This window comes from Amycolatopsis sp. lyj-90 (assembly GCF_046549035.1).
In the GTDB taxonomy this organism is placed as follows: Bacteria; Actinomycetota; Actinomycetes; order Mycobacteriales; family Pseudonocardiaceae; genus Amycolatopsis.
The window spans coordinates 87,517-102,823 of the sequence record NZ_JAJPWP010000013.1 but is presented as its reverse complement, the minus strand read 5'-3'; the positions used below and the strand labels follow the sequence as shown (position 1 = coordinate 102,823).

The 15,307-nt window shown below is 68.4% G+C and carries 15 protein-coding genes; 12 read left to right on the top strand and 3 right to left on the bottom strand.

Translation table 11 applies throughout. The annotated features are described in order from the left end of the window. Positions 1 to 80: 80 nt before the first annotated feature. Together ACLJPX_RS38190 and ACLJPX_RS38185 are read right to left on the bottom strand one after the other, a co-directional pair. The gene (locus ACLJPX_RS38190; RefSeq protein WP_410605157.1) at positions 81 to 932 is read right to left on the bottom strand and encodes an ABC transporter permease; all 852 of its coding nucleotides are present in this window, start codon (positions 930 to 932) and stop codon (positions 81 to 83) included. Then, entirely contained in the window at positions 929 to 1,873 is a 945-nt protein-coding gene (locus ACLJPX_RS38185; RefSeq protein ID WP_410605156.1) for an ATP-binding cassette domain-containing protein, read from the bottom strand. The genes ACLJPX_RS38190 and ACLJPX_RS38185 overlap by 4 nt, the downstream gene beginning before the upstream one ends. A 336-nt stretch (positions 1,874 to 2,209) precedes the next feature. On the opposite strand from ACLJPX_RS38185, the gene ACLJPX_RS38180 reads away from it, so the two are divergent. The 12 genes from ACLJPX_RS38180 (at position 2,210) to ACLJPX_RS38125 (ending at position 13,919) form a co-directional block, all read left to right on the top strand. Continuing rightward, positions 2,210 to 3,814, top strand: a complete 1,605-nt coding sequence (locus tag ACLJPX_RS38180) for a DUF6801 domain-containing protein (RefSeq protein ID WP_410605155.1) — start codon at positions 2,210 to 2,212, stop codon at positions 3,812 to 3,814. Between the two features lie 198 nt (positions 3,815 to 4,012). Continuing rightward, on the top strand, positions 4,013 to 4,786 hold the full coding sequence (locus tag ACLJPX_RS38175) for a hypothetical protein (RefSeq protein WP_101608569.1): 774 nt from the start codon (positions 4,013 to 4,015) through the stop codon (positions 4,784 to 4,786). Between the two features lie 2 nt (positions 4,787 to 4,788). After that, the gene (locus tag ACLJPX_RS38170) at positions 4,789 to 5,592 is read left to right on the top strand and encodes an MlaE family ABC transporter permease (protein WP_101608568.1); all 804 of its coding nucleotides are present in this window, start codon (positions 4,789 to 4,791) and stop codon (positions 5,590 to 5,592) included. 4 nt (positions 5,593 to 5,596) lie between these two features. Then, positions 5,597 to 6,436: an MlaE family ABC transporter permease gene (locus ACLJPX_RS38165; protein WP_101608567.1), complete on the top strand. Its 840-nt coding sequence runs from the start codon at positions 5,597 to 5,599 to the stop codon at positions 6,434 to 6,436. Further along, the gene (locus ACLJPX_RS38160; protein ID WP_410605154.1) at positions 6,433 to 7,656 is read left to right on the top strand and encodes an MCE family protein; all 1,224 of its coding nucleotides are present in this window, start codon (positions 6,433 to 6,435) and stop codon (positions 7,654 to 7,656) included. The genes ACLJPX_RS38165 and ACLJPX_RS38160 overlap by 4 nt, the downstream gene beginning before the upstream one ends. After that, complete coding sequence (locus tag ACLJPX_RS38155) at positions 7,653 to 8,666, top strand: MCE family protein (protein ID WP_101608565.1); 1,014 nt, start codon at positions 7,653 to 7,655, stop codon at positions 8,664 to 8,666. The genes ACLJPX_RS38160 and ACLJPX_RS38155 overlap by 4 nt, the downstream gene beginning before the upstream one ends. Next, positions 8,657 to 9,673: an MCE family protein gene (locus ACLJPX_RS38150; RefSeq protein WP_410605153.1), complete on the top strand. Its 1,017-nt coding sequence runs from the start codon at positions 8,657 to 8,659 to the stop codon at positions 9,671 to 9,673. The genes ACLJPX_RS38155 and ACLJPX_RS38150 overlap by 10 nt, the downstream gene beginning before the upstream one ends. Next, positions 9,673 to 10,677, top strand: a complete 1,005-nt coding sequence (locus ACLJPX_RS38145; RefSeq protein ID WP_101608564.1) for an MCE family protein — start codon at positions 9,673 to 9,675, stop codon at positions 10,675 to 10,677. The genes ACLJPX_RS38150 and ACLJPX_RS38145 overlap by 1 nt, the downstream gene beginning before the upstream one ends. Continuing rightward, positions 10,674 to 11,660: an MCE family protein gene (locus ACLJPX_RS38140; RefSeq protein WP_101608563.1), complete on the top strand. Its 987-nt coding sequence runs from the start codon at positions 10,674 to 10,676 to the stop codon at positions 11,658 to 11,660. Before ACLJPX_RS38145 ends, ACLJPX_RS38140 begins: the two co-directional genes overlap by 4 nt. Then, a complete protein-coding gene (locus ACLJPX_RS38135) occupies positions 11,660 to 12,760 on the top strand; it encodes an MCE family protein (RefSeq protein ID WP_410605152.1) in 1,101 nt (366 codons plus the stop codon). Before ACLJPX_RS38140 ends, ACLJPX_RS38135 begins: the two co-directional genes overlap by 1 nt. Positions 12,761 to 12,765: 5 nt before the next feature. Then, the gene (locus ACLJPX_RS38130) at positions 12,766 to 13,269 is read left to right on the top strand and encodes a hypothetical protein (protein ID WP_410605151.1); all 504 of its coding nucleotides are present in this window, start codon (positions 12,766 to 12,768) and stop codon (positions 13,267 to 13,269) included. An 11-nt stretch (positions 13,270 to 13,280) separates the two neighbouring features. Further along, a complete protein-coding gene (locus tag ACLJPX_RS38125) occupies positions 13,281 to 13,919 on the top strand; it encodes a hypothetical protein (protein WP_410605150.1) in 639 nt (212 codons plus the stop codon). A 142-nt stretch (positions 13,920 to 14,061) separates the two neighbouring features. On the opposite strand, the gene ACLJPX_RS38120 is transcribed toward ACLJPX_RS38125, so the two are convergent. Beyond that, a complete protein-coding gene (locus tag ACLJPX_RS38120; RefSeq protein ID WP_410605149.1) occupies positions 14,062 to 15,306 on the bottom strand; it encodes a PucR family transcriptional regulator in 1,245 nt (414 codons plus the stop codon). Position 15,307 lies beyond the last annotated feature (1 nt).

The window sequence follows — 15,307 nt, the reverse complement described above, 5'->3', positions numbered from 1 at the left end:
TCAAAGGTGGCCCTCAGGACGCTTCCTGAGGTGACCCAGTAGTGAAGGGGGCCTTCACGCGACACCACGCCGGACCGACGTCACCGCGGGGGAGTCTCCCGCGGCGACCGGAACGTTCTCGCCGCGATCCAGCCGCCCGCGAGCGCCGCCACGGCCGCGATCGCGAGCGAGATCGGGATCGACCAGCCCGACGGCCGTCCCAGTGCGAGCGCCCTCGTGGCGTCGATCGCGTAGGTCAGCGGGTTGATCGCCGAGGCCACCCGCAGCCAGGTGGGCATGGTCTCGAGCGGCATGTAGGCGCTGGAGGAGAACATCAGCGGGAACATGACCACGAACGACGCCATCTGCAGGGTTTCGGCCTTGCGCAGCCAGGTCGTGATGGCGACGAAGATCCAGCTCAGGCACCAGCCGACGACGAGCGTGAGCAGAAGTGCCGCGGTGACACCGAAAACCCCGCCGGTCGGGCGGAAACCGAGCAGGACCACGCTGGCGAGCGCCGTCACCAGCAGTTGCACGGCCAGCCGGGCGGAGTCGGAGATGGTGCGGGCCACCAGGACGGCCGAAAGACTGATGGGCATGCACCGGAGGCGTCCGGTGAATCCACTGTAGATCTCGGCGAGCAGGCCGGCGCCCGAGCTCATCGCCGTGGTCATCGCGATGTTCACCAGGGTCGCCGGGACGAGGAAGTTCACGTAACCCTGGTAAGCCGCGACACCGGGCAGCGTGCTGACCCCGTTGAAGACCTGGCTGAACAGCAGGAGCAGCACGATCGGTTGCAGCAGACCGAAGAACACCAGCCGCCGGTCGCCGAACGCGGTCTTCAGCGACCGGACGGCGAGCACCCGGACCTGGGTGCCGAAGGTGCTCGGCGGCCAGGTCGCCGGATCGGTCAGCACCAGCGGTGCCGGCGCGCGGTGGCGTGCCTCGGTCATGACGGGACCGCCGGATTCCGGTGCAGGGAAAGGTAGACGTCGTCGAGCGTCGGCTCGGCGACGGTGAGGTCCTTCATCGGCGCGCCCGCCGCGTCGAGCGCGCGGACCAGCACCGTGATGTCGGAGGGCCCGGACAGCGCGACGCCGAGCACCAGCCCGGAGGCCGACGTCGTGCAGCCCATGCCGAGCCGGTGCAGCGCGGCCACCGCCCGGTGGGCGGCGAGCCCGGTGCCGAAGGTCAGGGTCGCGGTCCGTTCCCCGAGTCTGGCCTTCAGCTCCGACGGCCGCCCGGAAACCGTGACGTGCCCCAACCCCAGCACGATGACGTGATCCGCCAGTCTGTCCGCCTCCTCGAGGTACTGCGTGGTGAGCACGACGGTGGTGCCGCGTGCGGCGAGCCGTTCGACGCCGTCCCAGAGTCCCGCTCGGCTGAGCGGATCGAGGCCGGTCGTCGGTTCGTCGAGGAAGAGGACGTCGGGGGAGCCGACGAGCCCGGCCGCGAGATCGAGCCGCCGCCGCATCCCGCCGGAGTACGTCCGCGCGGGCCGGTCCGCGGCGTCGTCGAGGCCGAACATGGCGAGCAGTTCGGCCGCGCGGGCCCTGGCCTGGCGCCGGTTCGCGCCCAGCAACCGGGCGACGAGTTCCAGATTGCCGCGGCCGGAGAGGGCGTCGTCGACCGCCGCGAACTGGCCGGTGACCCCGATCCGCCGTCGGACGTGATGTCCGGCGCGGACGACGTCGAAACCGCACACCTTGGCGCTGCCGCCGCTCGGTTTGACGCGGGTGCTGAGGATGTCGATCAGCGTCGTCTTCCCGGCACCGTTGTGGCCGAGCACCGCGAGCACGGTGCCGCGGCCGACGCGGAGACTGACGCCGGCGAGAGCCGTCACTTCACCGTAGTGCTTGGCAAGGCCGGTCACTTCGATGGCAGCCTGCTCCATTCGCCGAACGTAGCGGGGGTTTCGGTGCGGCCGCAATGAACGGGAGCGGACTCCGGACGCGCGTGACAATTCAGGACGTCGTCCTCCACACGCGCGTCACAAGAACACGCGTGTGACAGTTTTGCCTCCGCCGATGTCGACGAGCGTGACAAAAGCGATTCGGCGCGGGTGGTGGTGCCAGTTAATGAGTCACCCGATCCCACCCGGATGACAAACAAAAGGGGCCGGATCCGGTGTCCTTGCCGGTGCGAGAGGGCACAGGTAATTTACCGCTTCCGTGTCCGTGCCGTTTCGGCCGTGTCACGCAATTTCTCCGATTCCCCGGGAGTGACCGTTGTGAAGTTCCCACAGAAACTGAAGTCGAAAAGATCGGTGCAAGCCTTGGCCGCCGGTACGGTGGCCGCCGTCGCGGCCACCCTGGGCATCGCCGGCGCGGGCTTGAGCGAGGCGGCGCCCGCGTCGCTGACGCTGAAGTACACCTGCCCGTTCCCCCTGATCGGCGACCAGACCCTCGTCGTGAAGATCGACACCGTCCTGCCGGACGACGCCGTGGCCGGGAAGACGTCCACCCCGATCACGTTCGACGTCGACGTCACCGTTCCGGCGGACGCGACCGCGGGACTTTCGCTCGTCGGCGCCACCACCGTCGAGGGCAGCGCCAAGGCCGCCGCGGTGCTGAAGTACCCGGTCGACAAGACGCTGAACCTCGGTCTCCCGCTGGTCATCCCGGTCACGCCGGTGCCGGAGGCGGGCGAGTTCCACGTCAAGACGAGCGGCAAGGCGCCCGCGGTCACGTTCCCCAGCGCGGGCACCGCTTCGGTGACCGTCGGGAACTTCAGCACCACCATGACGCCGAAGAACGCGCAGGGACAGCCGACCGACCTCGGCACGTTCACGTCGGACTGCATCGTCCAGCCGGGACAGAACCAGCAGCTCGGGACGTTCGAGATCAAGCCCGCCGGTGGCGGGACGACGACGCCGACCACCCCGACGACCCCCACGACACCGACGACTCCCACCACGGAGCCGACTCCGACGACGGAGCCGACTCCGACTTCGACCACGGAGCCCACTCCGACCACTGAGCCGACCCCGACGACGGAGCCGACTCCGACTTCGAGCACGCAGCCGACTCCCACCACCGAGCCCACTCCGACGACGGAGCCGACTCCGACTTCGACCACGGAGCCCACTCCGACCACTGAGCCGACCCCGACGACGGAGCCCACTCCGACTTCGAGCACGCAGCCGACTCCCACGACGGAGCCGACTCCGACCACCGAACCCACGCCGACTCCGACCACGGAGCCGACCCCCACGACCGAGCCCACTCCGACCACGCAACCGACTCCCACCACGGAGCCGACCCCGACGACCCAGCCGACGAGCCCGACCACCGTGCCGACCACGCCGACCACGACACAGCCGCCGGGTGACACCAAGATCGTCTACGGCGTCAAGGGCAGGACCACCATCGCGGGGCTGAACGCCAGGCTGCCGCTGGGCCCCGGTGAGTTCACCGCGAAGCTGAACGCCCAGTCGGGCAAGTTCACCGGGCAGCTCTCGCTGCCGCCGTCGAACGTGCAGTTCCGGTTCCTCGGCTTCTTCCCCGCCTCGGCGACGGTGAAGATCAACCAGGTCGGCGACGTGACGGGCACCGTCAACGCCGGCGCGGTGAAGGCCGACACGAAGGCCGACGTCAAGCTGCTCACGGTGCGGCTGTTCGGATTCCCGATCCTGGCGAGTTCGACCTGCCAGACGGCCAAGCCCGCGGACATCCCGCTGGTTTCCGCGCACGGCTTCAACCCGTTGAAGGGCGGCAAGCTGACGGCCGAATACAAGCTGCCGCAGTTCCGCGGTTGTGGCCTGCTGACGCCGTTGATCAGCGCGATGGCGTCCGGTGACGGGAACAGCCTGGAGATCAACCTCACCAAGAAGTAGCAAAGCCTCGTGAGTGGTAATGACGGTTAGAACCGTCATTACCACTCACGAGACTCACCCCAAAACAGTTACGCCCATTACAACCTTTCCGTTTTCCCGAACGCCCGGTCCCGCATTACTTGTCTCCCTGATCTTCCGCCAGTAGCGTGCTGCACAAGTTGGCCGTTCGGCCGGAGAAGTCGAAGTGAGGAAGCCCGAATGTCAGTGATGACCGGGCGCGTTCTGCGCGCCTTCCTGCTCCCGGCGGTGCTGGGGCTGGGGGCGCTTTCACTGGCTTCCGCCTCGGCCGCTCCCGCGCCGGCGCAGCAGGCCGAACCCGAACAGCCTCCGTCCGCCGCGCAAGCCGGGCTGAAGTTCGGTTTCTACGTCGGCGACGAACAGCAGCCCACGACCAGCCGCGTCGCGAAACTCGGTTCGGACATCACGTTCCCGCAGGGCCGGTTCGACGGCATGATCCTCGGGTTCACCGACAAGTCGCCGATCTCCGGCAAGCTCGCCATCCCGTCGACGTCGAGCTATTTCGTCTCCTTCCGGTTCATGCCCGCCACCGGCACCGTCGAACTCGTCCCCGACGGCGACGCGACCGGCGTCGTCGACGTGGACACCGGCGCCACGGGCGACTGCAAGGAGGTCGGCACCGCGATCTGCGCGCACACCGATGTCACGTCGAAGGTGTTCATCAAGCTTTCCAACGTCAAAGTGGACGGCAAGGTCCTCGACGTCGGCCCGAACTGCCGGACGGCGCAGTCGGCCGTGGTGAACATCAAGGCGCTGGTGCCGCTCGCGTTCCCCGCCCCGCCGGTGAAGGTCACCAGCACCTTCGCCACGCCGGGATTCACCGGTTGCGGGGTCCGTGAGGATCTGAGCCCGTTGCTCACCGGTCTGGTGGCGGGACCGGGCAACACCCTGGTCACCAACCTCAAGCTGCGGTGTGTCGGCTCGGCGGGTCCCCCCAACGGATGCGGAGCCTGACGATGACCAATCCCGTCACCCTGCTCGCCCGCGCGCCGGAGAAGGCCGCCGCGGGACTGCGCGAATTCGGCCGCATGTGCGCCATGGGCCTCGACGTCATCCTCGCGATGTTCCGCCGCCCGGTGCAGGTCCGCGAGTTCGTCCAGCAGTTCTGGTTCATCGCCAGCGTGTCGATCACGCCGGCGATCCTCGTGTCGATCCCGTTCGGCGCGGTCATCTCGCTGCAACTCGGCTCGCTCACCAGTCAGATCGGCGCGCAGCAGTTCAACGGCGCCGCGAGCGTGCTCGCCGTCGTGCAACAGGCCAGCCCGATCGTGACGACACTGATCATCGCGGGCGCCGGCGGTTCGGCGATCTGCGCGGATCTCGGCGCCCGCTCCATCCGCGAGGAGATCGACGCGATGGAGGTGCTCGGCGTCTCGCCGATCCACCGGCTGATCGTGCCGCGGGTGCAGGCGGCCATCGGGGTTTCGGTGCTGCTCAACGGTTTGGTCAGCGTCGTCGGCGTGCTCGGCGGCTACTTCTTCAACGTCATCGTGCAGGGCGGGACACCCGGCGCGTACCTCGCGAGCTTCAACGCGCTGGCCCAGCTGCCCGACCTCGTGGTCAGCTCGATCAAGGCGTTCATCTTCGGGTTCCTCGCCGGGGTCGTCGCGTCGTACCGGGGGCTGAACCCCAGAGGCGGCCCCAAGGGCGTCGGTGACGTCGTCAACCAGTCGGTGGTGATCACGTTCCTGCTCCTGTTCTTCGTCAACACCATCCTGACCGCGCTGTACCTGCAACTCGTCCCGGCGAAGGGAACCTGATCCCGTGACCAGCGTCCCCGAACGGGCCAAGGAAGCCTTCAAACGCCCCGGCAACAGTCTTTTCGAGCTGGGCGACCAGTTGCTGTTCTACGTCCGCGCGCTGGCGGCGATCCCGATGGCCGTCACCCGCTATTTCCGCGAAGTGGTGCGCCTGCTCGCCGAGGTGACCTTCGGCAGCGGCGCTCTCGCGGTGATCGGCGGCACCGTCGGCGTGATGGTCGGACTGTGCGTGTTCACCGGGATCACGGTGGGGCTGCAGGGTTTCAGCGCGCTGAACCAGATCAACATCTCCGCGATGACCGGCTTCCTCACCGCGTACTTCAACACCCGCGAGATCGCACCGCTCTCGGCGGGGCTCGCGTTGTCCGCGACGGTCGGCGCCGGATTCACCGCGCAACTGGGCGCCATGCGGATCTCCGAAGAGATCGACGCGCTCGAAGTGATGGCTGTGCGGAGCATGCCGTACCTCGTCACCACCCGGATCGTCGCGGGGTTCATCGCGATCATCCCGCTCTACGTGATCGGCCTGCTGATCTCGTACCTCGGTTCGCGGGTGACGACGGTCGTCTTCTTCGGCCAGTCCGGCGGAACCTACGACCACTACTTCTCCTTGTTCTTACCGCCTGAAGACGTGTTGTGGTCGTTCGCCAAGGTGCTCGTGTTCAGCGTCGGCGTCATCCTCACGCACTGCTTCTACGGCTACCGTGCCGCGGGCGGCCCGGCGGGCGTCGGGGTCGCGGTCGGCCGCGCCGTGCGGACGTCGATCGTGCTGATCAGCGTGCTCGACCTGTTCCTCAGCCTGGCCATCTGGGGCGCCACCACGACGGTGAAGGTCTCCGGATGACCGCCCGGGCACGGACACAGGCCGCCGGGGTGATCTTCCTCGTCATCCTGGTGCTGCTCGGCTGGCTCGCCGTGGCCATCTTCAACAAGGACTTCGACCGCGCGGAACTGGTCACGCTCAAAACAGACCGGGTCGGCAACCAGCTGGCCCCACCCGCCGAGGTCAAGGTCCGCGGCGTCCCGTTCGGCGAGGTCAGGGCGGTCCGCGGCAGCGCGGACGGGGTCGAGGTGGATCTCGCCATCGACCCGGCGAAGATCGATCAGCTGCCGCGCAACGTCTCGGCCCGGTTGCTGCCCAAGACGGTGTTCGGCGAGCGCTACGTCAATCTCGTACTGCCGGACCGGCCCGAGGGCGGCTCGCTGCGCGACGGCGACGTCATCGGCCAAGACCGGTCCGCCAACGCGATCGAACTCGAACGCGTCCTCGGTGATCTGCTGCCCCTGCTGCGGGCGGTGCAGCCGCAGAAGCTCAACAGCTCGCTCGGCGCGATTTCGCTCGCGCTCGACAATCGCGGGAAATCCCTGGGGGACAGCATCGTCCAGCTCAACGACCTTCTCGGCCAGGTGAACCCGCTGATGCCGCAGTTCAAGGCGGACATCAGCAAGCTCGCCGACGTCGCCGACCTCTACACCGGTGCGGCGCCGGACATCCTCAAGGCCCTCTCGGATCTCTCCACGACCGCGAAGACCATTGTGGACACTCGCGCCGATCTCGACAAGCTGTACACCAGCGTCACCACCGCGAGCGGTGACCTGAACAAGTTCCTGGTGCAGAACAAGGACAACATCATCGGCGTCAGCGTGAAGAGCAGGCCGACACTGGAGCTGCTGTCCCGCTATTCGCCCGAGTTCCCGTGCCTGTTCGACGCGGTGAACCGGCTCAAGCCGGTGATGGAGAAGGCCTTGGGCAAGGGCACCGGCGAGTCCGGGCTGCACGTGACGTTGTCCGTCCACGATCCGCGCGACAAGTACGTGCCGGGCCGGGACGATCCGCGGTTCGACCAAAAGGGCGGCCCGCGGTGCTACGGCGGGGGTACGGCTTCGGCGACGGTGTCCTTCGCCGCCGATGGGGACCTCGGCCCGGCCAATTCGAAGGGGGAGCGGGGGCTGGTCGCCGAGATCCTGGCGCCGTCGCTCGGGATGAAACCGGCCGAGGTCCCGGACTGGAGCAGCGTGCTCGTGGGCCCGGCGTTGCGCGGAACGGAGGTGACCGTCCGATGAGGAGTATCGCGGGACCGGCGATCAAGGGCCTGATCTTCTTCGTGATCACCGTGGTGGCGACGGGGATCCTGGCCATCACCATCGCCAACTCCGGGGTCGGCACGACGGTCGGCTACACCGCCAGATTCACCGACGCGACTTCGGTCAACCCCGGGGACGAGGTCCGGATGTCCGGCGTCCGGATCGGGCAGGTGGACTCCATCGGAGTGGTCGAGCGGCGCTTGGCGGACGTGCGGTTCTCGATCGAGAGCAAGCGCCGTCTCACCGCGGGCGCCTCGGTCACCATCAGGTACCGCAACCTCGTCGGCCAGCGCTACCTGTCGATCGATCCCGGTCCGGACGGGCCGGCCGCGCTGACCGAGGGCGCGCTGATCCCGCCGGAGCGGACGACCCCGGCGCTGGACCTGACCGCGTTGTTCAACGGGTTCAAACCGCTGTTCCAGGCGTTGTCGCCGAACGACGTCAACCAGTTGTCGTTCGAGATCGTCCAAGTGCTGCAGGGGGAGGGGAGCACCATCGACAGCCTCCTGGAGCACACCGCGTCGCTCACGAACACGCTGGCGGGCAAGGACGAGGTGATCGGCCAGGTGGTCGGGAACCTCAACACGGTGCTCGACACGCTCAACTCCCAGGGCGACCAGTTCGACAAACTGGTCGACGTCACCGCGCAACTGGTCTCCGGGCTCGCGGCGGACGCGAAACCCATCGGTTCGGCGATCGGCGGGCTCGGCGAACTCACCACGGCCACCGCGGACCTGCTCAAGGACGGCCGTGCGCCGTTGAAGGACAGCATCAACACCCTCGGCGACCTGTCTAAGAACCTCGCCGACAACACCCCGGTGTTCGAACAGTTCCTGACGAATCTCCCGAAGAAGCTGGACCGCATGGGCGCGATGGTCTCGTACGGCTCGTGGTTCAACTTCTACCTGTGCTCGGTCAAATCGGACGCGCCACCGGCCCCGGGCGGCCCGCCGGTCGGCATCCCGCTGACCCAGGGACGGTGCCGGTGAAAGCGCCCAGGATCAAACCCTTCCGCAGTCGCAATCCGATCGTGGTCGGCACCATCACGGCCGTGCTGATGACCGTCGCCGGTTCGGCGGTGTTCTTCTCCGACGATCTCCCGCTGATCGGCGGCGGCACCACGTACGCGGCGGAGTTCACCGAAGCCGCCGGACTCAAACGCAACGACGAGGTCCGGGTCGCCGGGGTGAAGGTCGGCGAGGTCACCGACGTCCTGCTGGACGGCGGCCGCGTCAAGGTCCTGTTCCGGGTCAAGGACACCTGGGTGGGCAACCGCACCACCGCGGCGATCAAGATCAAGACCCTGCTGGGGCAGAAGAACCTGGTCATCGACCCGGTCGGCAACGCGGAACTGGACCCGGACGAGCCGATCCCCGTGCAGCGCACGAGTTCTCCCTACGACGTCACCACCGTGTTCAACGACCTCGCGAACACCGTGGGCGCGATCGACACCGATCAGCTCGCGAAGGCTTTCGGCACGTTGTCGGAAACGCTCGGCGCCTCCACCCCCCAGGACGTCCGGACCGCCTTCGACGGCATCACCGCGCTGTCGAAGACACTCGCCTCCCGCGACGAAGAACTGGTGAAACTGTTCCAGAACACGAACAAGGTGTCCCAGACGCTCGGCGACCGGTCGCAGCAGATCGAGGCGCTGATCCGCGACGGCAACACCCTGCTGACGGAGCTGAACGCGCGCAAGGACGCGATCGCGAAGCTCTTCAGCGGGGTGAAGAACCTCTCGGTGCAGCTCAAGGGACTCGTCGCGGACAACCAGAAGACACTGGGCCCGGCACTCGAGCAGCTCGATCGCGTCGCCACCGTGCTGCAGCGCAACCAGGACAAGCTCGGTGAAAGCCTGCGGCTGGCCGGGCCGTTCTACCGGCTGCTCGGGAACGCGGTCGGCAACGGCCGCTGGATCGACACCTACATCTGCGGGCTCGTCCCGACCGGCAGTACGCCCGGCAGCTGCATGCCGTCGAGGAACGGGGGACGCTGATGGGGCGCCACTTCACGTTGTCCGATCTCGGGGCGCACGCCCGCCGCCGGGCCTGGGTGCGGCGGCTCGCGGTCGCCGTCGTCGCGGGGCTGGTGGTGACGGCGGCCTGGCCGCTGCTGACCCGGCAGGCCGACCGCGTGCTGACCGGGTACTTCACCGCGACCGTCGGGGTCTACCCGAACACCGAGGTGCGCGTGCTCGGGGTCCCGATCGGTTCGGTGACCAAGGTCGAGCCCCAGGGGACCACCGTCCAGGTGACCATGACCGTGCGGCCGGACGTCAAGCTGCCCGCCGGCGTCGGCGCCGTGGTGATCACGCCGAGCCTGGTCGCCGACCGGTACGTGCAGCTCACCCCGGTGTACACCGACGGTCCGGAACTGGGCGGTGACGCCCGGATCCCACCCGAACGCACCGTGACCCCGGTCGAGGTCGACGAACTCCTCGGCAGCCTCAACCAGCTGATGACCGCGCTGGGGCCGAAGGGTGCCAACCGGGACGGCGCGGTCAGTGACGTCTTGACCAAGGCCGCGACCTACCTCGACGGCAACGGCGGCAAACTCGGCGAGGCGATCAAGAACCTCGGCGAATTCGCCAGGACGGCGAGTGATTCCAAGGACGACCTGTTCAACTCCGTCGACAACATCAGCAAGTTCACCGCGATGCTCGCCTCGAACGACGACAGGGTGAAACAGGCGATCCAGCAGATCTCCTCGATCAGCAAGATCCTGGCCGATCAGCGGGACCAGTTCTCCGGCGCGATGACCGAACTCACCGAGGCGCTCAGCGTGGTGCAGGGCTTCATCAAGGACAACCGGGGCAAAGTGAAGTCCGATGTGGACAAACTCGCCGAGATCACCAAGGTGCTCAGCCAGCAGAAGGCGTCGCTGAGCGAGGCGCTCGACGCCGCGCCGAACGCGCTGGCGAACGTCCTCGGCGCGTACAACCAGGGCGCGGGAACACTGGACGGCCGAGGGAACCTCACCGAATTCTCGGGGGCGAAATGAAGTCCCGGTTCAAATGCGCGGCCCTGCTGGCCCTCACGCTGGCCGCCACCGGCTGCAGCAGCGGCGGTGTCGACGTCTACGACATCCCGTTGCCGGGTGGCGCCGCGCTGGGTGAACACCCGATCCATGTCACGGCGAGTTTCAGCAACGTGCTGGATCTCGTGCCGCAGTCCGGGGTGAAGGTCAACGACGTCCCGGTCGGCCAGGTGCGGACGGTCGAACTGGCGCCGGACGGCCGCAGCGCGGTGGTCGGGCTGCTGCTCAACGGGGACGTGAACCTGCCTGCCAACGCGGTCGCGCGGCTGCGGCAGGCGAGCATCCTCGGCGAGAAGTTCGTCGAACTCGCGCCACCGGCCGACGGGACCCCGAGCGGGCGGCTCACCGACGGCGCGGTCATCCCGCTGGCCAGTTCGTCGCTGACCCCGGAGATCGAGGAGGTCTTCGGCGCGCTTTCCCTGCTGCTCAATGGTGGAGGCGTCGCGCAGGTGCAGAACATCACCCGCGAACTGAACGACGCGCTCGGCGGCAAGGAAAGCGCGGCCCGCAGCCTGCTGGCCAATTTGGACACCTTCGTGCGCGGGCTCGACGAGCACAAGTCGGAGATCACGCGCGCCATCGAGAGTGTCAACAAGCTCGCGGCGACGCTGAACGCGAACACCGAGGAGATCAAGACGACGCTGAACGGGCTCACCCCGGGGATCGAGGTGCTGAACCAGCAGCGCCAGGCGCTCGTCGGGATGCTGAAGTCGTTGGACGGGCTCACTTCGGTCGCGGTCGACACGGTGAACCGCAGCAAGGACGACCTCGTCGCCGATCTCAAAGCGCTCGAACCGTTGCTGCGGAAGCTGGCCGACTCCGGGGACAAACTGCCGAAGGCGATGGAGATGATCTTCACCTTCCCGTTCCCCGACGCCGCGCTCGAGGCCATCCGCGGTGACTACCTGAACACGTTCCTGACCTTCAAGAACAGTGGTGGCCGCTGATGCTGACCAAGTTCGTCCGTGTCCAGCTGGTGGCCTTCGTGGTCATCGCGGTCCTCGGCGTCGCGTATGTCGGCGCGACGTACGCGGGGCTGGACAAGCTGGTGCTCGACCGCGGCTACACCGTCAAAGTGCGGCTGGCCACCGGTGGCGGCATCTTCAGCAACGCCGAGGTCACCTATCGGGGCGTGCCGATCGGCCGGGTCGGAGAACTGCGGCTGACCGCCTCCGGAATGGAAGTGGACCTCGAGATCGAGCCGGGCGGCCCGGAAGTCCCCGCGGACACCGAAGCCGTCGTCGCCAACCGGTCCGCCGTCGGCGAGCAGTACGTCGACCTGAGGCCGCGTCGCGGTGACGGTGCCGTGTTGCGGGACGGTTCGGTGATCAGCGAGGCGGACACGAAGATCCCGCTGCCGGTGGACGTCGTCCTGTCCAGTGTGGACTCCTTCGCCAACTCGGTGCCGAAACCCGCCCTGCGGACCGTGGTCGACGAGCTGTACAACGCGACGTCCGACGCGGGCCCGGCGCTGGACCAGCTCGTCGGGCGGGGGATCGAGTTCGTGAAGGAGGCGAGCGAGCACGTCGGCCCGCTGACCAGGTTCGTGACCGACGCGCAGACCGTACTCGACACGCAGGTCTCACAGGCGGACGCGATCCGCTCGTTCGGTGCCAACGCGAAACTGCTCGCCGCGACGCTGAAGAGCTCCGACGGTGATCTGCGTCGGCTCATCCCGGCAGTTCCGGCGGCGGCGAACGAGATCAGCACGCTCCTGAGGGAGACCGGCCCGAGCCTCGGCATCCTGCTGGCGAACCTGCTGACCACCGCGGACGTGCTGGAAACGCGGCAGGACGGCCTCGAACAGTTACTGGTCACCGCGCCGAAGGCGGTCGCCGCGGGCCACGCGATCATGGGCCCGGACGGCGCGCACGTCGGCCTGTCGCTGACGTTCTTCGATCCGCCGCCGTGCGTCACCGGCTACGGAACCGGCTATCGCGACGGTCTCGACACGTCGCCGCGACCGTTGAACACCGCGGCGCGCTGTGCGCTGCCGAAGGGCAACCCGACGAACGTGCGCGGCTCTCAGAACGTGCCGGGAAGGTGAAGACGATGACTCGACTCGCGGTTCTGCTAGCGGTGGTGGCCACCGCGTTCGCCGCCTGGTTCGGCCACTCCTGGTGGGACGCGAGCCGGGACGACGGCGTCGCGCGGGCCACCGTCCGCGAAGAGGCGTTGCAGGTGGGCAGGCAGGCTGTCGCCGCACTGACCACTTTGGACTATCGCCAGGCCGAACAGGGTTATCAGAACTGGCTGAACCTGTCCGGCGGCCCGCTGCACGACGAGCTCGCGCGGGACCGGGAAGGCGGGCTGGGCCGGATCGGCCAGGCGAAAACCGTCACCACCGGCAGGGTCGTCGACGCCGCGGTGACCGAAGTGGACAGCGGTGGCGGGACCGCCGAGGTGATCGCCTCGGTCGAGCTCGAAGTCCGCCCCGACGGCGGGGAGGCCGTCACCAAACACAACCGGTTCCGCGCCGGCCTGAACCGGACACCGGACGGATGGCGCGTCACGTCGCTCGGCCAGGTGCCGGTGACCGACACCGGAAAGCCCTGACGGAGGACGGAATGACCACGAAACGAGCCGTCAAACCGGTGCGGCGCACCGTGAAGGTCGCCGGGAAAATGGGCGGGAGCACGCGGCTCCTCGAAACCCCCGAAGAGCCCGACTCTGTGGTCCCCGAGGAGCCCCCGGTCGTCGTCGCTCCTGTGCGGCGGCGGGGTGTTTTGGTGTTCGGCGCGGTCGCGCTGGTGATGGCGGGCCTCGCGGGGTGGTTCGCGATCGAAGCGCGGGACGCGACGGCGGTCCTGACGCACAACACCGCGCTGACCGACGTCGCCACGACCGCCGAGGTGAGCGACCAGGTCGGCAAGGCGCTCGGCACGGTGTTCTCCTACCGCTACGACGATCCCGCCAAGAGCGAAAAGGCCGCGAAAGAGGTCCTGACCGGGCCCGCGCTGGGGCAGTACGACCAGCTGTTCGCGCAGGTCCGTGGGCTGGCGACGGAGCAGAAACTCGTCGTGACCTCGACGCCGGTGGTCTCGGGCGTCAAGGTTCTCGACGGGGACCGGGCGTCGCTGCTGGTGTTCCTGGACCAGACCGGCGTGCGAGGTGATGGGCAGCGGAGCTCCGGTGCGGCTCAGCTGAGCGTGACCGCTGAACGCTCCGACGGCCGCTGGCGAGTCACCGCCCTGGCCGCCGCCTGACCCTCCCACGCAACTAGTCGACTACTTGCGCCGTCGGTCCGTGAAGGCCTCCTTCCCTACTCTCAAGGTAGGGAAGGAGGCCTTCACGGCATTGGGTCGCCTTGTGAAGGGGACTTGCGGCCAGTGGCGATCCGCGTGAGCCTCAGGTGGGGGCGGCTCGCAGGGCCAGGATCATCTCGAACCGCCGCTCAGGATCCCGCAGCCCGTCCGAGAACAGCGCCTCCAGCTCTTGGGCGCGCGACCGCACCGTCTGCGGATGCACCGCGAGCCGTTCCGCCACCTCGCGGACGTTCCCGCAGGTCTCCAGCCAAGCCAGCAGTGTCCCGGCCAGCCGCGAGTGCTGCTTCCCGGTCAACCCGGCCAGCGGTCCGAGCCGTTCCCGGACCAGTTCGGCGGCCAGGAACGGTTCCTTGAGCAGCCACAGGCGCGAAAGGTGGTCGACACACCACGTCACGGGTTCGTCGACGAGCGCGCCGGACTCGACGAGCCGCAGGGCCTCGCGTGCGGCCCGCAAGGAACGTGCCGCGAAGGCGGGTGGGACGGCCGGGCCGATCGCGGCCCGGCAGCCGGCCAGGTCTTCGGTGAAGCGTTCCCGTTCGTCCGGTTCCGGAGCGGGGAGCAACAGACAAGGAGAGGGACTCTCGAAGTCGGCCAACCCGGTCAACGCGGCTACGGGCGCTTCGTCCGTCAGCCGGTCGAGGGCGACGGCGACGAGCAGGTCCGGCAGCTGCCAGCGGGCCAGGTCGGCGGCGTGTTTGACGACATCGGGCGGTGACGGCGGCTCGGCGAGCAGGAGCTCCATCAGCCGGTGCCGTCGGCGCTCCAGTGCGCCCGCGGCCTTCTCGCGCGCTTCCGCATGGCCCTCGACGGACAGTGCCGACAGCTCGTCGATGTAGGCGAAGATGGCTTCGGCGAGCAGGCACAGCGTCGCGGAAGGGACGCCGGCGCGGCGGCCGGCCTCGGCCACCCGGCGCCAGGTCACCCTGGCCCCGACCCGGTACGCGGCCTGGAGGACGTCGACGTTGCGGCCCTGGTGGAACTCCTGGACGCCCAGGCTCAGGAACACGCTCCGCCGGTCTTCCGACGGGGCTTCCGGGTTCCCGATCCGCTCCACGAACTGCAGGAACGCCATCTGGACGCCGGTTTTGAGCGCTTTCCCGAACGCGCCGTCCAGCGGCCGCGCGTAGTCGGGGATGGTCCGCTGGATCTCGCGGACCACCTCTCCGGCCACGTCGGCCAGCACCGGCCGGAACACGGTCGACAGCTCTCTCGGCAGCAGCGCCCAGAGCTGGACGGCACGCCCGCTCGACCCATCGGGCCGAGCGGGCGTGAGAAGCGGGCCGTACGTCGCCTCGATCCCGCTGCGGGCATCCTGCGGTCGGGTCACC